The sequence below is a fragment of the Limisphaera ngatamarikiensis genome (genome assembly GCF_011044775.1).
Classification (GTDB): domain Bacteria; phylum Verrucomicrobiota; class Verrucomicrobiia; order Limisphaerales; family Limisphaeraceae; genus Limisphaera; species Limisphaera ngatamarikiensis.
The window spans coordinates 75,108-94,794 of sequence record NZ_JAAKYA010000096.1; the positions used below are offsets into that span (position 1 = coordinate 75,108).

General features: G+C 65.0%; 13 protein-coding genes. 7 read left to right on the forward strand and 6 right to left on the reverse strand.

Features of this window, described 5'->3' with window-relative positions:
• Nucleotides 1-5: 5 nt before the first annotated feature.
• Nucleotides 6-1,580 carry a DUF1553 domain-containing protein gene (locus G4L39_RS14325; protein ID WP_165109276.1) on the reverse strand — a complete coding sequence of 525 codons (1,575 nt, stop codon included), beginning with the start codon at nt 1,578-1,580 and terminating at the stop codon, nt 6-8.
• The gene (locus G4L39_RS14330; RefSeq protein ID WP_165109278.1) at nt 1,577-2,869 is read right to left on the reverse strand and encodes a RidA family protein; all 1,293 of its coding nucleotides are present in this window, start codon (nt 2,867-2,869) and stop codon (nt 1,577-1,579) included. Before G4L39_RS14330 ends, G4L39_RS14325 begins: the two co-directional genes overlap by 4 nt.
• 349 nt (nt 2,870-3,218) lie before the next feature.
• Here G4L39_RS14330 and G4L39_RS14335 point away from each other — a divergent pair, with 349 nt between their 5' ends.
• From G4L39_RS14335 to G4L39_RS14365, 7 genes are all read left to right on the forward strand, one after another.
• Entirely contained in the window at nt 3,219-3,974 is a 756-nt protein-coding gene (locus G4L39_RS14335) for a DUF1559 family PulG-like putative transporter (RefSeq protein ID WP_165109280.1), read from the forward strand.
• Nucleotides 3,975-3,992: 18 nt separating this feature from the next.
• Nucleotides 3,993-4,766: a PepSY-associated TM helix domain-containing protein gene (locus tag G4L39_RS14340; RefSeq protein WP_165109282.1), complete on the forward strand. Its 774-nt coding sequence runs from the start codon at nt 3,993-3,995 to the stop codon at nt 4,764-4,766.
• A gap of 101 nt (nt 4,767-4,867) precedes the next feature.
• Entirely contained in the window at nt 4,868-5,365 is a 498-nt protein-coding gene (locus G4L39_RS14345; protein WP_165109284.1) for a hypothetical protein, read from the forward strand.
• Between the two features lie 65 nt (nt 5,366-5,430).
• Nucleotides 5,431-6,168 carry a class I SAM-dependent methyltransferase gene (locus G4L39_RS14350; protein ID WP_165109286.1) on the forward strand — a complete coding sequence of 246 codons (738 nt, stop codon included), beginning with the start codon at nt 5,431-5,433 and terminating at the stop codon, nt 6,166-6,168.
• Nucleotides 6,169-6,291: 123 nt separating this feature from the next.
• A complete protein-coding gene (locus G4L39_RS14355; protein ID WP_165109288.1) occupies nt 6,292-7,830 on the forward strand; it encodes a UbiD family decarboxylase in 1,539 nt (512 codons plus the stop codon).
• Between the two features lie 107 nt (nt 7,831-7,937).
• On the forward strand, nt 7,938-9,404 hold the full coding sequence (locus tag G4L39_RS14360; RefSeq protein WP_165109290.1) for a glycoside hydrolase family 140 protein: 1,467 nt from the start codon (nt 7,938-7,940) through the stop codon (nt 9,402-9,404).
• Nucleotides 9,401-10,417, forward strand: a complete 1,017-nt coding sequence (locus tag G4L39_RS14365) for a hypothetical protein (RefSeq protein WP_165109292.1) — start codon at nt 9,401-9,403, stop codon at nt 10,415-10,417. Before G4L39_RS14360 ends, G4L39_RS14365 begins: the two co-directional genes overlap by 4 nt.
• Nucleotides 10,418-10,456: 39 nt before the next feature.
• Here G4L39_RS14365 and G4L39_RS14370 read toward each other — a convergent pair whose 3' ends face one another.
• From G4L39_RS14370 to G4L39_RS14385, 4 genes are all read right to left on the reverse strand, one after another.
• Entirely contained in the window at nt 10,457-13,564 is a 3,108-nt protein-coding gene (locus G4L39_RS14370; RefSeq protein WP_165109295.1) for an efflux RND transporter permease subunit, read from the reverse strand.
• 12 nt (nt 13,565-13,576) lie between these two features.
• Entirely contained in the window at nt 13,577-14,908 is a 1,332-nt protein-coding gene (locus G4L39_RS14375) for an efflux RND transporter periplasmic adaptor subunit (RefSeq protein WP_165109297.1), read from the reverse strand.
• 215 nt (nt 14,909-15,123) lie between these two features.
• Nucleotides 15,124-16,464 carry a TolC family protein gene (locus tag G4L39_RS14380; protein ID WP_165109299.1) on the reverse strand — a complete coding sequence of 447 codons (1,341 nt, stop codon included), beginning with the start codon at nt 16,462-16,464 and terminating at the stop codon, nt 15,124-15,126.
• Nucleotides 16,465-17,562: 1,098 nt separating this feature from the next.
• Complete coding sequence (locus tag G4L39_RS14385; protein ID WP_165109301.1) at nt 17,563-19,677, reverse strand: TonB-dependent receptor domain-containing protein; 2,115 nt, start codon at nt 19,675-19,677, stop codon at nt 17,563-17,565.
• Nucleotides 19,678-19,687: the final 10 nt, after the last annotated feature.

The window sequence follows — 19,687 nt, forward strand, 5'->3', positions numbered from 1 at the left end:
TCACGTCAGTGTCGATGAACAAACTCCGCAGTGTTGATCAGTGCCCAGAGCAAATCCTCGGCAGCCTCGCGCCGCGACGCCGCCCGCGCAAACAGCCGTTCCACCACTTCCAACTCCTCCCGCGTCGGCAACCGGGACAACACCACCCCATGAAATCGCTCCGCCACCTCCTGCGGACTCCGGCCCCGCTCAGCACCCCAGGCCACCAGCGGGCTCTGCCCTATTTTCCGCAACACCTGGGAACCGTTCAACCAATGAAGCCGCTGCGCCGGAGTGCTCCGCAGGTTCCGCTCCGACTCCAGCCCCGTGTCCCGCGGAGACCGCCCCAATAGGTCCAAAAACGGACTCGAAATGCTCCCATCCGGGATCAACACCGCCCGCGTCCCCGCCGGCAACACCGTCCACGGCTCGGGAATCGCGCTGGTGTAGGAGTCACCACTCGAGGTCACCTGATTCAACGCATCCAACAACACCTCCGCCTCCAGCCGCCGCACCGGATAACAGGCAAAGTTCACCGCAGACTCCGGACCCGGCACCGCCGGTACACACGATTGCTGATACGGATGCGACCGGAGAATCACGCGAAACAAGTGTTTCCAATCGTACCCCGAGGACACCAGCTCCGAGCTCAGATACCGCAATAGGGCCGGATTCGACGGCGGATTGTCCGGCCGAAAGTCATCCGGCTCATGCACGATCCCCCGGCCCATCAACCACGACCAAACCCGGTTGGCCAAACAGGCGCTGAACCACGGGTTTTCGGGCCGAATCAGCCAGTCCGCAAACAGTTCACGCGGATCCCGACCCGGCTCCAGTACCAGCTCCGCACCGTCCGGCATCCGCACCCGTCCCTCCGGCCCCCACCACTCCCGAATCCGGGGCGAGCGCGGGTCGTGGTAAACAATCTCCTCCTTCCACTCGCCGGTCGGCTTGTACGCCACCCCGGCAAAACACGCCGCCATCCCGGCCCACTGGTTGGAGGGACAGTGCTCCCATCGCAACCCCAGGAAGGTCAACGCCACCGCACGGGCAATCCCCACCGGATCCCGCGACGGGACCGCCCGATAAACATTCACCGCCGGTTCGCGGAAATTGCTCCCGCTGGATGTCAACAGCGCCCGCACAAACCGATCGTAGGAAACGTTCCGCCGGAACGCGTCCCGAATCCAGCGGTGATACGCCTGGGCCGCATTGGGCCACAGATTCACCGGGTATTCCGCTTTCACCCGCAACAGCTCGCTCCACTTCAGCGCCAGGTAGTCCGCCCATTCCTCCCGCGCCAGCACCTTCTCAATCCACACGTCGCGCTTGTCCGGCCGCCCGTCCGCCAGAAACTCCCGAACCTCCTGCTCCCCGGGCAACGTGCCCGTCACATCCAAATACAACCGCCGCAAAAAGACCGCATCCGAACACAACGGAGCCGGCCGAAGCCCCAGTTCGGCCAGACGCGCAAACACCGCCTCGTCCACCCCGTTGCGGGCCTGCACCCCGCCCGGACCCGTGAACGGATCTTCCACCGCGCGCAGTGCCCCGCCGCACAACAGCGCCACCCAAACCGCCGCAATCCAACACCTTCTCATGTTCCCTCCGGACCGGACAACCGCCGGAACACCAGCCCCTCCACCTCCACCAGCAACTCCGGCCGGCAAATGTCCGCCTGCACATACACCGTGGGACACGGCGGCAGCCGTCGCTCACACACCGCACGGCAGATCTCCCCCATGCCCGCATCCTTCACGTAAACACGCGCACACACCATGTCCATCAGACCGGCACTCACACCCGGCCAGCCATGCCGGGCAAAATTCTCACCGTCCAGCAACGCCGCAATGTTGTCGAATGTCTCCTCCGCCTGAGCCTGAACATCCCCGGGATGTGCCACCTTCTCGCCCACAATGCTGGCCGTGCCGGAAACCCAGACCCAGAGCCCGCCCAAACCCCGCACCGCCATCCCGCGCGAAAATAATGGCTGTGGCCAGCCGTCCGCGGCTGTGTACCGGTAGGCCGGAACCTGCCGCGGATTCTCCAGGGCCAGTCGCTCCAGGGCCCCGTCCGCTCCCTTCAAAGCCACCGCCGCCAGTCGCACAGGGCCACCAGGTCCCGCCCCGATTCCCGTACTGGCCGGATAGGGGAACCGAATCGCCGTAGCATCCCCGCTCAACCGCCCCCGCCCCGGCCATACCCCCTCGAAAGCAGCCGCACGGCCGCGATTCATCGCAAGGTAACGGGAGCCCCTGCCTTCCGTGCCCAAAATCTCCGGTACCTGAATCCATGTGCGCATCAGGTCCGTCACCTCCAGATCCGCCAACGCCAGTTCACCCGCCAGCTGCCCAAACAAATGCCGCGTCTGCTGCTCCACCGGGGCCGATGCCTCCGCACCCTCCAACCCGGCCACGTGCAACCACCGCAAACCCGCATGCGCCGTCTCCACACTCCACCCGCTTACCCTCCGGACCGAGATGTCTCCACCGCCCACCCACCAGGCTTCCACTGCCATATGCGCCCCCTCCAACGGAGGTTGCACGGAAAAATGACAAACCGCCGGCCGACACCAATCCGCCGACCCCACCAGTGCCTCGCACAGCTCCCGGTCCGCCGCGTCCCTCAAAAACCAGTGCAACACCACGGGGCGCATCGCCAAATCCGGCCCGGCACAAAGCTTCCGCAACGTCTCCATCACCGCCAATGCCTCCGAAATCAGGCTCCCCCCGCCCACCGGACACACGCTCGCCCAGGCATAAATCCCACCAGCCCAGGAAACCCGGGATGCGGCCCGCGCCACTCCCATCGCCCAACGCCCCGCCGGCCGGCCGAGCGCCCCTCCACTCGTCCCCCGGCTCCCCTCCGATTCTGCGGCACTGAATCCCATACGAGTCGCGTACCCACCCCCTTGGACGTCGCCGGAAGCCCCAAGGTTTCACCTCTCGGTCCGCCCCCCGATTTCCGCACCCCTCTGCCCCCGGGCTGGCAACTCCGCCTCCCGCAAGCCATTGGTCGAGGCACCGCAGAGCTGTGACCGCAGGGGGCAACCGTGATGCCTCCCCACCACGGCATTGTCCGGCCCACCAGGTTTCAATCACCGTGCGCCCAGACGCCGGCCCAACGGCAATCCACCGACAAGAATCGCAACCGGCCGACACATTTTTGCAAGTCGCCGACAAGAATTCGCAAGCCACCGAAAGCTCCGCATTCACGAACACAGTACGCTGCGGCCCGGTATGAAAACGCAAACCACTCAGATCAACACCGTGCAGGGGCGAACTCAACCCTGCCCTCTCTGGCACGGTCGCACGACGGCCTTTACGCTCGTGGAACTTCTGGTCGTCATCGCCATCCTCACCGTCCTTGCGGGCCTGCTCCTCCCCGTTCTGGCGTCCGCCCGGGAACGGGCCCGCCGCATCGCCTGCGCGTCCAACCTGCGCCAGATCCACCTCGCTGTCGCCCTGTACGCCGAAGACCACAACGACCGGCTTCCCTGGAAGTACGAGCTCAAAAAGACCACCCTGAAACCCGACGACCTGGCCAAGGGCAAACGACTCCAGACGCTTGAGGACGGCATCCACATTCTCCTGGCCCCCTACCTCGGTGTCTCCCCGGAAGCCGCAGCCGCCGCCGGCAGTTTCCCGGCTGCAAAAGTGTTCCAATGCCCCTCCGACCGCGGCGACGCCTCCGACCGCACGCCCGTTTTCGACCGCCGCGGCTCCAGTTATCAGGTGGAAGGTTCGGAGTTGGGCCGCAAACCCGAGGACCAGCACAAAAACCGCTTCTCCTACGCCAATAACGTCGACATCGCGCGCGACCTCTTCAAACCATGGGATTCCGATGACCCCCTCAAAGTCATGGAAAAGCTGGCCAAGGGCGAGCTCGGCCCCGTGAAATGGCACGCCCGGTTCTTCAACAAGGTCATGGGGGACGGCCGGGTCATCACTCTATCCTCCAAGGAGCAGGACAAAGAATCCAAGAACGACCTCTGATCGAAAGCCCGGTAAAACATGAACGCACCCCTGCAACCCAAACACCGGTGGCTCATCCGAATGCGTCTGTGGCATCGCTGGATTGGCGTGGTCGCCGCCCTTTTCATGCTCATCTTCAGCACCACCGGGATCATCCTCAACTACAAGAAACCCATCCTCGGCACGCTGGGTCTCCTCCCGGGGGCCCAAAAAGAGGACGGATCGCAGAAGACGGAGAAAACACCCTTTACCAACCTCGGCGCCAATCCCACCACCCACGCCGTGCGCGGTGCGGGCCAGCAAACCAACCTCCACCTGACCACGGCCACTCACCTGGACCAATGGCCCGTGTCGGCCCAAACGGCCCTCGCCATGGCACAAACCCTCTGGGGCGACACCCGACTCGAAAAACTTGAACTCAAAACGGAGGACGGTCGCTGGACGTGGAAGATCAAGCATCCTGACGGCGCCGAACTCCTCATGGACGCCGCCACCGGCGAGTTTTATGTCAAAGGTCGGTACGAAAAAGTCGTCCGCTCCGATCCCACTGGAGCCATCGTTCGGCAAACCGACTGGGGCAAGGTCCTGCTCGACCTTCACACCGGCAAAATCGCCGGGGAATGGGGCAAGGCCCTGATGACCTTGGCCGGCGCCCTGCTCATGTTTCTGACGGTCTCCGGCCTCTACGTCTGGCTGAAGCCCCTGCTCGTGCGCAAACAACAGAGCGCCCTCCGCAAGACACAGACCCCGCCCATCTCACGCCCCAACCCAACAGAGGCCCAAAAACCGGAACCCCTTCATTCCGGCCCCTGAAGCACACGTTCACCACTCCAAACCTGCGTACGCCCAACCACCGCCAGGTTCGGTCCGGGTTCATTCTCAATGCCGCCCTGCTCGGCGCCAAAGTACGGGCCATGGTCGCCCAACACGGGCCACAGCTCTGCCTCTCTCAAGAAGGCGGCCCAACCGGTTACGGGTTCGGGGGAGGCATCGTCAACGACAGCCCGGAAATCACCACCCCACGCAACCCTTCACTGAGTCTCAACGCCGACGCCCTGACACTCTGGCACGATCGGCTCCTGGTCACCACCGAACAAGGAATGCCCAACCGGCCGGGCGGAATCGCCATGAGCCAACTCCCACCCCAAGCCGGTTCCCTACTGGCTTGGCATACGCAGGCCGAACATTGGACCTTCCTCTGGGCACCCGCCGAGGACGGGATCCTCGAAACAGCACCTACACCGCAGGCACCAGGGGGACCCGCTGAAATCCGGGCGCGGGAGGAGTTCACCGCCGAAGCTTCTCAACCCGTACGATTCTTCCGCTTGCGCGCCAAGGCGGGAGGACCCAACACACCGGGCCGCAACAGACCCGACCTCTTGCCGGCCCGGGTGTCTCCTCGCCCGGCGTGAAACCCGCAACGCTGCAAATTCCCTCATCTTGACCAGCCACCAAGGCTCCCTACCATGCCGGCCGCATGAGCCCGGACGAACTCCGCGCCCGCGTCGCAGAAATCCGATGGCACCACACCATTGACCTGGGCCATGGCATCGTCACGCCCGGTCAGGACAACAGCCCGCGCAAACTGGCCCGACTGAAACTGCCCGCAACGCTCGCGGGCAAAACCGTCCTCGACGTCGGCGCCTGGGACGGCTTCTTCTCCTTTGAAGCCGAACGCCGCGGCGCCGCACGCGTCCTGGCCACCGATTCCTACTGCTGGAACGGTTCCCACGAATGGGGCTCCAAACGAGGGTTCGACCTCGCCCGCCAGGTCCTCGGCAGCAGGGTCGAAGACAAACTCATCGACGTGCTCGAGCTCTCACCAGACACCGTGGGCATGTTCGACGTCGTCCTGTTCCTCGGCGTGCTCTACCACATGAAACATCCCTTGTTGGCGCTGGAACGCGTCGCCAGCGTCACCCGCGAGCTCATGATCCTCGAAACCATGGTGGACCTGCTCCACCTCCGCAGACCCGCCATTGCCTTCTACCCGGGCGACGAGGTCGGCCGCGACGCCACCAACTGGTGCGGACCCAACCCGGCCGCCGTGGTGGCCATGTGTCGCACCGCGGGATTCCGTCGCGTGGAAATCGTCTCCGGCGTCCGCCCCTGGTGGTGGCGCTGGGCCCGCGCCGCTTGGCTCCGCTGGCGCCGCGGTTTCGCCTTCTGGTCACTCGCACGAACCGACCGCATCGTTGTGCACGCCTGGAAGTAGATCCCCCGGCCCCACCGGCCCGACCCCACCCACTCCGCGCCCCCGGACCGCCCTCCGCTCCGCCCCGGTCCCATTCGCGCGAACCGTGCTTGGCTGGTTCCTTCACTCTGGTAGCCTGCGCGCATGGCATACGCCTCTTTCGGTGACTTCGTCCAACGGCTGGAAGCGGAAGGGGAACTGATCCGCATCCGTCAACCTGTCGCCACCGAACTCGAAATCACCGAACTGGCCGACCGACAAATGAAAGCGCCCGGCGGCGGCAAGGCCCTCCTGTTCGAACAACCCACCGTCAACGGCCAACCCTCACCCTTTCCATTGGCCATCAACACCATGGGCTCCTGGAAACGCATGGCCCTGGCCCTGAATGCCGAGAGCGTGGACGCCGTGGCCGCCGAACTCGGTTCGCTTCTCAGGGCCAAACCGCCCATGTCCTTCCGGGAAGCCATCCGCCTGCTGGGACACGCACTCGACCTCCGCCACGCCCGGCCCCGCCTGGTCCAGGACGGCCCCTGCAAGGAGGTCATCCACCGTTTCGACCCGCCCCCGCGCCGCACCCAGCCCTGGCCCAAGGCGCCCGACATCCTCCGCGACCCCGACGCCGCCCGGCACGCGCCCCTCCCCACTCTCCTGAACCTGCCCATCCTCAAATGCTGGCCACTCGACGCCGGCCGCTTCATCACACTGCCCTGCGTCGTCACCCGCGACCCCGACACCGGCGAACGCAACCTGGGCATGTACCGCATGCAGGTCTACGACCCCACCACCACCGGCATGCACTGGCAGCTCCAAAAAGTCGCCGCCCGCCACGGCCGTCGTTACTACGAAAAAGGCGAACGCATGCCCGTGGCCGTGTTCCTCGGCGGCGACCCCGTCTACACCTTCGCCGCCACCGCGCCCCTCCCCGACGGCCTGGACGAGTTCCTCCTCGCCGGTTACCTCCGAAAAAAATCCGTCGAACTGGTCCGATGCGAAACCGTCGACCTCGAGGTCCCCGCCGATGCCGACTTCGTTCTGGAAGGCTACGTCGATCCCTGCGAGCCCCTGCGCGAAGAAGGACCCTTCGGCGATCACACCGGCTATTACTCCCTGCCCGAACCCTATCCCGTCTTCCACATCACCGCCATCACCCATCGAAAGCACGCCATCTATCCCGCCACCATCGTCGGCATCCCGCCCATGGAGGATTTCTACCTCGGCAGCGCCTCGGTCAAACTCTTCCTCCCGGTCTTCAAAATGAACTTCCCGGAAATCGTCGACATTGCCCTGCCGGCCGAAGGCGTCTTCCACAACCTCGTCTTCGTCAGCATCCGCAAGACCTACCCCATGCAGGCCTACAAAATCATGCACGGCCTTTGGGGCATGGGCCAGATGATGTTCACCAAGTACATCGTCGTCGTGGACCACTACGTCAACGTCCACAACACCAGCGAGGTCCTCTTCCACCTCTGCGCCAACACCGATCCCCAACGCGACTGCCTCTTCACCCGCGGCCCGGCCGACGTCCTCGACCACGCCACCCAGCAAATCGGCATCGGCACCAAACTCGGCATCGACGCCACCCGCAAACTCGCCGGCGAAGGATTTCCGCGCCCCTGGCCGCCGTTGATCGAAATGGACCCCACCGTCCGCACCAGGATCCAACAGCTCTTCCCGCAAAGTTGAACCCGTTCAACCCTTTCACCAACCGGAGCCAATACCGCCCGGGACCGCCCCTCGCAAATCCGCCCCGCCGAATGGCCCCACCTCCTCCATCGTCCAATCCTTGGCCTATGAAGACGCGATCACCGACCCTCCTCAGCCGCCGCCCGTCCGCCGGCACATTAGTCCCGTTGGGCCTCGTCCTCTGGCTCCTGTCCCTTGCCCAAACCCCGGACGCACACGCCGCCGCCCCTCCGAAACTCCGGGTCAGCGAGAATAAAAGATTCCTGGTCACCGAAGCCGGTCAACCTTTCTTCTGGCTCGGCGACACCGCCTGGGAACTCTTTCACCGACTCAACCGCGAAGAAGCACTCCACTACCTCGATACCCGCGCCCAACAAGGGTTCACCCTCATCCAGGCGGTCGCCCTGGCCGAACTCGATGGCCTGAACACCCCCAACCCCTACGGTCATCGGCCCCTGCTGGACAACGATCCCACCCGCCCCGACGAAAAACCCGGCCCCGACAACGATTATTGGGACCATGTGGACTTCATTGTGCAGGCGGCAAACCAGCGGGGTCTCTACATCGGTCTGCTGCCCACCTGGGGCGACAAATGGAACAAAAAGTGGGGCACCGGACCCGAGATTTTCACACCCCAAAATGCCGAGGTCTACGGCGAATGGCTGGGGCGTAGATACCGCAACGCAGCCGTCGTCTGGATCCTGGGAGGCGATCGCCCCATCGAAACGGATGCCCACCGCGAAATCATCCGCGCCATGGCCCGCGGCCTGCGCCGTGGCGACGGCGGCGCCCATCTCATCACCTTCCACCCCGTCGGAGGAGCCGGCTCGGCCCAGTGGTTCCACGACGAACCCTGGCTGGACTTCAACATGCGCCAAAACGGCCACGGCACCGAATACAACGGCCGCTACGAACTCACCCGCGCCGATTACAACCGCACACCCGTCAAACCCGTCCTCGACGGCGAGCCGATCTACGAAGATCACCCGGTCCATTTCGACCCCGCCCGCCAGGGCCACTCCATCGCCGCCGATGTCCGCCGGGCCGCCTACTGGGACCTGTTCAGCGGCGCCTTCGGTCACACCTACGGGCACCACTCCGTCTGGCAAATGTGGGCACCGAACCGCGAGCCCATCAACCATCCGCTGCTCCCGTGGCGCGAAGCCCTCCAACAACCCGGCGCCCGCCAGATGGTCCATGCCAAACGACTGCTGCTGTCCCGTCCCTTCCTCACCCGCGTCCCGGATGACGCACTCCTCGTTCCGGACCGGGTCCCCACCAGCGTCCCCGGTGCGGGGCGTTACCGGTTCGTCGCCACACGCGACTCCGCCGGCTCGTACGGCATGGTCTATGCCCCCGTGGGACGGCCCTTCCGTGTGCGCCTGAACACCCTAGAGGCCCGGGAAATCCGTGCCTGGTGGTTCAATCCCCGAACCGGTCAGGCCCAACCCGCGGGCCAATTCCCCGCCAGGGGTGAACAGACCTTCACACCGCCCGATCCCGGCGAACACCTCGACTGGATCCTCGTCCTCGACGACGCCAGTAAAAACTATCCGCCCCCGGGACAACCATGAGCCGCAACCGCATCCTCGCATTCGTCCTGCTCTTCGGGGCCGGCACTTTCGAGCAGGCCACCGCCCGCGCGCCCGCCTTCCACCTCATCACCAACGCCGTCCACCTGGAAGGCGTGGGACCGGACAATCCGATCATCTACGACAACGACTGGTGGTCGGACGTCTTCGACAAGGACTACCTCTTCGCCCGTGCCAGCCTCGGCACCATCCGCCTCCAGGGACTCATCGTCACCCGGGACATGTGGGACTGGCAAAAGGGCTACCTCTACACATTCGAACAATGCTGGGAGGACGCCCGCAAAGCCATCGACCGCGCCCGCGCAGCCGGACTCCGCAACATACCCGAACCCGTCCGCGGCGCCGACCGCGCCTTGCAACCTCCCGCTTCCCGCCGAATCCACGAAACCGTGCCGCAAACTTCCCCCGGCACCCGGCTCATCATCGAAGCGGCCCGACGGGCCACCCCCCAAAAACCCCTGCTCATCATTTGCGGTGGCCCCCTCACCACCGTGGCCAACGCCCTCCTGCTCGACCCGGACATCGCCGACCGCATCCTCGTCTTCAACCTCACCGTCAACGGCGGCTACAACGGCAAGGACGCATGGTCCGTCTACATCGTGTGCAAGCTGGCCCGCTACGTGGACTGGGGCGGCGGAGCCTTTTGGGACCCCGACTCCGTGTTTCGCCCCGCCGATTTCGACCCCCTGCCGGACAATCCCATGACCCGCGAAATGAAACGATTCATCCGAACGGACCTTGGCCGAGCCAACCAGCTCGGCGACGGCGCGCCGCTGGTCTGGCTCTTCCAACACAGCTGCTGGCGACGCGCCGAACCACGCCGCGCCGTCTATGTCGAAGGCACCCATCCCTCCGTCGCGTTCGAGTCCGTTTCCACTCCTCAAGAAGCCGACCTTCTTGTGATCCCCAAAGACGCCACCGACATCCCGGCCTGCCGCCAGGAGTTCCTCCGGGTCCTGATGGATCCCCAATTGTTTCCGGCGCAGCGCAATTGAGCGCTGTCACCCCCGGAGCCGCCGCCCGGCCGGCACCGGTCATCCCCCGGTCCCGTTCTGAACGGCGCGTGCACCGGCGCGGACCTCTCCTCTCCCATGCCAGAGCGTGTACAGGGCCGGCAGGACCACCAACGTGAGGGTCATGTTGGTCAGCACCCCGCCCACCACCACGGTGGCCAGCGGACGCTGCACCTCGGCACCCACGCCGGTGCTCAGGGCCATCGGCACAAAACCCAGCGCCGCCACCAACCCGGTCATCAACACCGGCCGCAATCGAACCAAACATCCTTCTCGCACTGCCTCCTCCAGCGCACGGCCGCGTTCCCGCAGCTGCCGGATGAACGTCACCAGCACCAGCCCATTCAAGACCGCCACGCCGCTCAAGGCCACAAAACCGATACCGGCGCTCACTGTCATGGGCATCCCCCGCAACCAGAGCGCCGCCACGCCTCCCACGGCCCCCAGTGGGATTCCCGTGGCCACGATGGCTACGTCCCGCACCGAGCCCAAACTCAAATACAACAGACCCAGGACCAAACCCAACGCAACCGGTACAACCACCATCAAACGCCGCCGCGCCCTCTCCATATGCTCGAACCGGCCGCCCCACTCCATCGTGTAACCCGGCGGCAGCACCACGCTCTCGGCGATCCGACGCCGCGCCTCGTCCACAAACCCTGCCGTGTCACGACCCTGTACATTCACCTGAACCGTCACCCGCCGGCGCGCCCATTCGCGCTGGATGGCAGCCGGCCCCTCGGTCTCAACCACTTGTGCCACCTCTCCCATGCGAATCACCGCCCCGCCAACCGTCGGAAGCGGGGTTTCTCTCAACACCTCAACCTCCCGACGATGAGAGTCCGGCAGACAAACCACCAGGGGAAACCGGCGCTGGCCTTCCCGCACCTCCCCCACCCGCAGGCCCCCAATCGTTCGCACCCAGTCCAGCACCTCCTGAACCGAAATCCCGTACCGACCGGCCACCTCGGGAGCCACCCGCACCTCAAGCACAGGTTGGCCGGTCAGCTGTTCCACGGTCACATCCGCCGCCCCCGGAATCCGTGCCAGCACGGATTGCACCTGCCGGGCCAGCTCTCCCAACACCACCAGGTCGTCCCCGTATATCTTCACCGCCACGTCGCTCCGCACCCCGGCCGTCATCTCGTTCACCCGCATCTCGATGGGTTGACTGAACGTCGCCGACATCCCGGGCTGACGGGCCAGCTCCTCCCGGATCCGCTCCGTCAGCTCGGCCTGGGTCCGGGCCTGTCGCCACTGCTCTCGCGGACGCAAGGTCACGAAAACGTCCGTGACCTCGATTCCCATGGGGTCCGTGGCCACCTCGGCCGTGCCCAATCGACACCACACCCGCGCAATCTCATCCGGAAATGCAGCCTGTAACTGCCGCTCAATCCGCCGGTTCCATGCCACAGCCTCCTCCACCGACACACCCGCCAGGCGCACCGTGCTGATCGCCAACGCCCCCTCACTCAACCGGGGCACAAACTCGCCCCCGAGGCGTGTCACCAACCAACCGGCCGCGCAGACCAGGATCACCGCAGCCCACAGGACCGCCGCACGATGCCGAAGTGCCAGGCACAGCAACGGCTCGTAAGCCCGACGCAGCCGCACAATGGGCCACGGATCCCCATGCGGGGTGCGCCCCCTCACCAGCACCAGACTCGCCAGCGCCGGCATCACCGTCAGCGACAACACCAACGACCCCAGCAGGGCAAAGATCATCGTCAACGCCATCGGCCGGAACAACTTCCCCTCCACCCCCTCCAGGGTCAGCACGGGTAGAAATACGATCAGGATGATCAACTCCCCGAACATCGTGGGCTTGCGCACCTCCAGGGCCGCATCCCGGATCTGATCCAGCCATGGCCGGTCACCGCGTTCCGCCGCGCGTCGGACGCAGTTCTCCACCATGACCACCGAACTGTCCACAATGAGCCCGAAGTCCAGCGCGCCCAGGCTCAGCAAACTGGCTGCAATGCCCGCCTGTAACATCATCTGACCCGCAAACAACAGAGACAGGGGGATCGCCAGCGCCACGATCAATCCCGCACGCAGATTGCCCAGGAGTGCAAACAACACCGCAATCACCAGCAACGCGCCCGCCCACAAATTGTGCCGCACCGTCCGCAGCACGTGGTCCACCAACTCCGTCCGGTCATACACCACCTCCACCCGTAGGTCGGGCGGCAGGTTCCGGCAAACCTCCGTCAACCGGGACTTCAAGGCCCGCGTCACGGCGGCGCTGTTTTCGCCCATCAACACGAAACCCAGCCCGAGAACCACTTCGCCCCGACCATCCGCCGACGCCGCTCCCAGCCGAATGTCATGCCCCGGGCGCACCACCGCCACATCTCCAACCCGGATCGGCACACCGCCCCGACTCTCCATGACCACACCGGCCACCTGCTCCGCGCAGGTCAACACGCCAACCCCGTGCACCAGCAGCGATTCGCCCGAACGATCCACCCGCCCCCCACCCACGTTCCGATTATTGGCCCGCAATGCCTCCACCACGTCCCGCAAGGTCAGGCCATACCGCAACAACCGCTCCGGATCCACCACCACCTCATAACGCTTCGCCAAACCGCCCCAGGTGTTGATCTCGGCCACGCCCGGCACCTTGCGCAACTCCGGCTTGAGGACCCACTCGTGCCACTCCCACAAATCGGTCAAACTCCGACCCGGATCCGTCGAGTACACCACGTACTGCAACACTTCACCCAAGCCGGTGGACATCGGCCCAAGCTCGGGCCGGCCCACCTCTTCGGGCAGTTCCACCGCCTGCAATCGCTCGGACACCACCTGGCGGGCCAAAGACACCGGCACCGCGTCCCCAAATGTCACCACCACCTGCGAAAGCCCAAACCGCGACACCGACCGGACGTTTTGCAGCCCCGGCAGGCCTCCCAGGGCCAGCTCAATCGGTTGCGTCACCTGATGCTCCACCTCCACCGGATTGAGTCCGGGCGCCACGGTGTTGATCTGCACCTGCACCGGCGTGGTGTCCGGGAATGCATCCACCGGGAGTCGCCACAACGCGCTCGCACCCGCCACCACCCAAACCCCCGTCAGTAGACACACCACCCAACGGTGCCGCAAAGATGCTTCGATGATCCAGCCCAGCATGAGCGACCCTTTCTACTCATCCACACAAGCCGCGCCCAACCGCGAAATCAAAAGCTGGGATTTCAACGCAAATCCGCCCTCCACCACCACGGGTTCCCCCACGTCCAGCCCATCCAACACCCGCCACCATCCCTCCGAACGCCCGCCCAACGCCACCACCCGGGCCTCGTACAGATCCGCACTACGCTCCACAAACACAATCGAACGCCCCTCCACCCATTGCACCGCTGATTCCGGTACCCGGACCCCGGGGCCACTCCCGGACACCACAATCCACGCCCGCACAAATCCGTTGGCGCGCAGCCGACCCTCCGGATTCTCCACCACCACCATCACACGCACCTGCCGGGTCCGTTCGTCCACCTCCGGACTCACCCACGCCACACGCCCCGCAAACGTCCGGCCGGAACCCGGCTCACTTTGCAATTCCACCCGCAGGCCCGGCCTCACCTGGTCCACCACGGACTCCGGCACATACAACCAGCCCCGCAACTCGGAGGGATCCACCACCTTGCAAAGCTCCTCCCCATGGATCACCCGCGCCCCCACAACCGCCTTCTGCTCCAACACAATCCCCCCAAACGGCGCGCGCAACTCCAGGCTCACGGCTGCATCCCCCCGATTCGCCAGCTCATGAATCTCAGCCTCGGTGAAACCGAAACTCATCGCGTGCCGGCAGGCCGCCCGATGCTCCGCCTCGGCCTGCTGCAAATCACGCGCCGCACCCACGCCCGCCCCGCGCAACTTCCGTTCCCGCTCCAACGCCTGATAACTCAGCACCGCCCGGGCCAGAGCCTCCTCCATAGCCGCGGACCAGATCCGTAGCAGCGGTTGACCCGCCTCCACCCGGTCACCCCAACCGACCCGAACCTCCTTCACAATCCCATCCACCGGAGCCACCACCCGGAACTGCCGCAGCGGATCAAACCGCAGTTCGCCCACACAGGCAATCCGCTCCACCACCGGTCCCTCTTCCACCGGAGCCGTACGTACGCCCGCCCGCAGAGCCGAGTCCGACGCCGGCAAACGTACCTTCAAGGACGCCCCCGGCCCCAACTCGCGCAACATGGCCGGACGACAAATCCCGCACTCGACTTCCGGCACGCCATGCTCACCACACATCAGGGCCTCCACGCCATCCCCCGGACCGGGTCCGTCCGACCGCACGAGCTCCGGCAGACACAAAAAACATTCGTCCACGTACAAACCATGCGACTCGCAGTAATCCCGCCCCTCTTCCCGCAGCTCCGGATGACACCACCAACACCGATCCTCATACCGTTCATGCTCCGAACACCAGAGCCGCCCCGCCTGACGCAGCCCCGGCTCACAGAGGAAACACAACGCAACCGGTGCACCATGACGTGTGCATCGGGCCCCATCCTGAGAATGACCCATCGGCTGCGCCCCTCCGTCAGACGACACGCCGGGCTCTCTCAAGCTTTCCCCCGGACCACAACCGCACAACAGCCACAGGCCCAGAGCCAGCAAACTCACCCGGACCAACCACACACCTTGCGACACATTCCTTGGCTCCCTCACCGCTCTCATGGTCCCAATCACCTCCCATCTCCGTTCCGCCCGGCACCCGCCTCGTACCCCGGCGCTTCAACCTCCGGCACCGGTATGGCACCGGCCAAATCCTCCAGCTCTACATGCGCCTCATTCAACTCAAGGCGGGCCCGGGCCACGGCCAGCCGCGTCTCCGCCAGGGTTCTCTGCACGTCCAGAAGAGCCAGCAGGTCCAACTTGCCCGCCTCGTAAGCCATGCGCACCTGCCAAACCGCCCGCTCGGCCCGCGGCATCATCTCGCGGCGCAGACGTTCCAACCGTTCGCTCGCTCCCTCCACCCGACGGCATTCCTGCTCCCACCGCAGCAGCAATTGCCGGCGTTGCACCTCCCATTCCAACCCGGCTGCCAGCTCCCGGGCGCGGGCCTGCTCGATCCGCCAACGCGTGAGCCCCCACAACGGCACCGGCACGGTAACCCCGGCCTCCAACAACCTCTCATCCGCCGGCCCGGCACGACCGCCCCTGACCCAAAGGGTCACATCCGGCCATTTCTCCCGGGCGGCGCGTGCGGTCGCCACCTGCGCCCGCCGAACCTCCAGTTTCACCCGCTGCATCAACGGGTGCTGCTCGAGCCATTCATCCGGCGCACAAGCCAGGAGAGCCGCATCCGGGCCATCCCGAAGCTCTCCAACCAATCGAAACTCCCCCTGGCCGGGCCCACCCACAAGAATGGCCAGCACCGCTCGGGCTCGGGACCTCTCGCGCCGGGCCTCCTCCAGCTCCATCCGTGCCCGCTCCAGTTGCATTTCCGCCCTGACCAGGTCCGTCTCCCCCACCGCGCCGGCCCGTACCTGCTCGCCCACCGCCTTCACCACGGCCTCGGCCACCCGGACGGTCTCGGCCGCCGCCGCCAGCACCTCCTCCGATCCCAGCGCTCGGACCCATGCAAGCTTCACCTCCCGCACCAGCGCACGCACTGCCATTCGCCGTTCCTGCTCGGCCAGTTCCACGCCCACCCTCCCCAGGGTCACATCGAGCCGTTTCTTACCACCCAGAGGTATGGTCTGGGATACACCCACGGTCTGCTTCGATTCCTCACCCCACCGACCACGATCCACGGGCCCGTCCTCGACCGCCACTTCCAACGCCGGATCCGGCCACAACCGCGCCTCGCCCCATCGGGCTTGCGCCTCCTGCAATCGGGCCATGGCCAACCGCACCTCGGCCCCGTGCTTGCACGCCCAACGCAGAGCCTCCTCCAGCGTCAGAACAACTCCCGCCGGCGAAACATCGGAATCCGCCGAATCCACCACTTCCTCTCCCACGGCCACCAACGCCATCCCCATGGACGTCAAAAACCCCAGCGCTCCAATGCACCTCCATCTCATGATTCGTCCCCCCAAGACTGCACCGCTCGGAAATGAATCGGCCGGCACCCTGCAAGCGGGTGCTACCTACTACAACCTGGAATGCAAACCTTCGCCGCCGGGACGAAGCCCGTCCCGCAGCACCGAACCGGAAGAATCAGGAAGCTAGGGAAGGAGCCCTTGGTTCACCCGTGGCCCGATGAAGAAACTGCCAGACCGAAACCCAGGGTCGCACCGTGGCCAAATAGAAAACCCGCGTCCGGTTGACCCCGGCCTCCGGCCTCTCAGTGTCCGCGCAAACCAACAGCAGCGGAAAATGAAGGTCAATGTCACGGGACCCGGGCGGAAGCGATGTACCCGATTCCAAATGGCTGCAAACAGGTCGCGGGCAGTTGGCCGGGCCGGGCAGACCATCGTCCACAGCACAACAACAGCCCTCGTCCACCGGCTCCAAAACCCGCTCCAGCGCACAATGGGCCGTGGCGGACAACCAGGCCAGCAGCAATCCCAGTAACCCAATGGCTCTCAAACCAACCACCGGCCTCAATTTACCCCGGGTGGTCCCCGAGTCAACCAGCCCTCGGCATCATTGACCCTCCGTAAACACACGCAGGAAGACACTCAACACTCCCTACCCGGCAAGTTTTCTCCGACCCCTGACTTCCCGGAGTGGAAAGATCCGGTCGACGCTCGCCGGTCCCCCCTGCAGGTTCAAGGGTCAGACATTGGCAGATCGGCTGCCACAGCCCGGAGTGGCCCGAGGATCTTCGAGGCGGACATCGGCAACACGAACCCGGGCCCGTGACCGCCCGAGCCCCTCTCTCGCTGCTGCGTGTGCTCCCGTCTAATCCTCCTCACCGATCCATCAGGCCCCGGTAAAGAAACCGTTCAACCAGACACCGCTCCACAGCACCCAATAGTTCCGGGCGGAAGCTTCGTCCGGCCATCGCTAGGCAGTCAGCTCAGCTGGGATTTCCGATGCACACTCCCGAAGGGTTCCTTGGGCTCAAATACGTGCCCGCGTCATCTCAACCGGCCTCCACCGGGGCAGGGCTTCCAACAACAAACCCGAGCCGGAGCGGTTCCTCATCGGGGACTACAGTCATTCTCCACCGCCCTTCAGAATCGGCCCGTCAATACCACCCGGATGGCAAGAGGCTCCATCGGATGAAAGTGAACGTCCGCGACCCCTTCCGCCGGTTCACCCGGCAGGCGCGAGACGTAATAGTAATCGATGTCATGATCCCGGCGGTCGAGAAGGTTGAAGCACTGCAGGGCCAGATTCCAGCGTGGGTTGATTCGCCAGCCCACCTCCACATTGACCAGAGCCGTGCCATCCGAGCGCACCGAGCCATCCTCCGTCAGCGGTCGGGGACCAAAGTATCGGAACCGCACACTGCCGTAGAACGGGCCCATCCGGGGAACCGTCACACCTGCTGCGAGTACCCATTCGGGTGCCCCCGGAATGTGATCCCCCGCGGGATCGCCATCCCGGAACCGGGCGTGCGACCATGCCACGTCCAGGTCCCACACCAGCCAGGAAGTCATGACGTAATAGTTCGCCCATTCAACTCCATAACGCCGGCTCGGCCGGCTGGCCTCGGTGGTCCCGGCATCTCCCAGGAACAACAACTCACTGTCAATATCCAGCCACCAGAAGGATACCGAACTTTGGAGCCCTGGGATCCAGGTCGTTCGCACACCCAGTTCGGCTCCCTTGGTGGGCACGAGCGGATCGACCCGTTGCACGGGCTCGCCCGTGACGGGATCCACCCGGGTGGTCGCGCCCCGGCCGTCATTACTGTGAAAGCCGAACCCCGCGTTAAGATAAAACTCCGTGCGTGCCCAAGGGCCAAACACCAGCCCCGCTTTCGGACTCAGAAGAGCATCCGACTCGGACCCACTGTTTTCAGGCCTGTCACTGTGCACATCATACCATGCGGAGTCCATGCGCAGTCCGGCATAACTGCGAAACCAGTCAGACCACTGGTGACGGACATGGGTATACGTGCCCACCATCAGTTGATTCACCCGGTCCGTGCGCACGGTGTCCCAGCGCGTTCGGGCTTGGGTCCGATGCAATCCGTTCCGAATCCAGTCGGCCCTGACATCCAGACCCAAGCCCAGTTCCGTGTCGGACCACAGCCGGGTATGTTCGATCTTTCCTCCCAGGATCCGGCGCTGGTCGACCTGCTCAAACTGATCCCCCAGGTCCGGATGGTCCAGGAAATAGGTGAAGTTCGAAAACAGGTCGAGTTTGTAGTAGGAGGCAAACAGGCTGGCCCGCGTGCGACTCTGGAACCCGTCCCTCTGCCAGCCGGCCACCAGATTCAACCGTTGCGATTCCCCGCCGGTGGTCGGATCCATGGAATTCCAAACACTGAATTCGGGTCCTACGGCCCGGGCCGGGATCTGATCCGTGGCATCCCAATCGCCGGCATATGCCGTGGCCATCACACTCCATTGGGTGCCCTCCCTCTGATCCGACCACCGCACCACGGCGTTGCCCCTGCGAAAATGTTCCGCCTCCGTCCAGGGCCCGTCGTTGTACAGGCCTTCCATGGCGTACAACAAGTGCCCGGAACCCACGGCCATCGAATCGGCCCACAGCCCCCGCCAATAATTGAAGCTGCCGGCCTCCACACGCGCCATCGCCCCGGGTAACCGCCGAGAATACCGGATCTCCGCGGCACCAGCCGAGGAAAAATCGCCCAGCTCCGCATAATACGGCCCTTTCCGGAACTCCATGGACTCGATCAGCTCGGGGATAACGGGGTTCATGTCCAGATAGCCCTGGCCATGCGCATGAGTGGGCAGGTTCAACGGGATACCCTCCAGGTTCACGGCGAAGTCCGTGCCATGGTCCAGGTTGAATCCGCGCAGATAATACTGATTGGCCTTGCCCGCACCACTGTGCTGGGTGGCGATCAGCCCCGGGACCGTCTCGAGCACCTCGCCGGGCCGCAGCTTGGGCCGCAACTCCAGCTGCGCAGCACCCACATAACCCACACTCGCGGCATCGGCCGTGCCCACCAGGTCTTCCGCCCGACCCATGACCACCACCGGCGGCAATGTGACCGCGGGCGGCGCGGCCTGGCCCCGCGCCCATCCACCGGCCAGGCCGACACCCAGAGTGGCGCACAAGAACGCCCGGGCGCGACGGAGAAGCCAGGCCCGGCTCCTGCGCAAGGGTTGAGGTGGAAGGGTACCGGTCGCTTCACCGTCCCCGTTCACCCGCCCCACT

What these genes read in the sequence shown, in the direction of transcription:
- G4L39_RS14340 (WP_165109282.1), top strand. Translation starts at nt 3,993, where the DNA reads ATGAACGCACCCCTGCAACCCAAACACCGGTGGCTCATCCGAATGCGT.
- G4L39_RS14355 (WP_165109288.1), top strand. Translation starts at nt 6,292, where the DNA reads ATGGCATACGCCTCTTTCGGTGACTTCGTCCAACGGCTGGAAGCGGAA.
- G4L39_RS14350 (WP_165109286.1), top strand. Translation starts at nt 5,431, where the DNA reads ATGAGCCCGGACGAACTCCGCGCCCGCGTCGCAGAAATCCGATGGCAC.
- G4L39_RS14360 (WP_165109290.1), top strand. Translation starts at nt 7,938, where the DNA reads ATGAAGACGCGATCACCGACCCTCCTCAGCCGCCGCCCGTCCGCCGGC.
- G4L39_RS14345 (WP_165109284.1), top strand. Translation starts at nt 4,868, where the DNA reads ATGGTCGCCCAACACGGGCCACAGCTCTGCCTCTCTCAAGAAGGCGGC.
- G4L39_RS14325 (WP_165109276.1), bottom strand. Translation starts at nt 1,580, where the DNA reads ATGAGAAGGTGTTGGATTGCGGCGGTTTGGGTGGCGCTGTTGTGCGGC.
- G4L39_RS14335 (WP_165109280.1), top strand. Translation starts at nt 3,219, where the DNA reads ATGAAAACGCAAACCACTCAGATCAACACCGTGCAGGGGCGAACTCAA.
- G4L39_RS14330 (WP_165109278.1), bottom strand. Translation starts at nt 2,869, where the DNA reads ATGGGATTCAGTGCCGCAGAATCGGAGGGGAGCCGGGGGACGAGTGGA.
- G4L39_RS14380 (WP_165109299.1), bottom strand. Translation starts at nt 16,464, where the DNA reads ATGAGATGGAGGTGCATTGGAGCGCTGGGGTTTTTGACGTCCATGGGG.
- G4L39_RS14370 (WP_165109295.1), bottom strand. Translation starts at nt 13,564, where the DNA reads ATGCTGGGCTGGATCATCGAAGCATCTTTGCGGCACCGTTGGGTGGTG.
- G4L39_RS14365 (WP_165109292.1), top strand. Translation starts at nt 9,401, where the DNA reads ATGAGCCGCAACCGCATCCTCGCATTCGTCCTGCTCTTCGGGGCCGGC.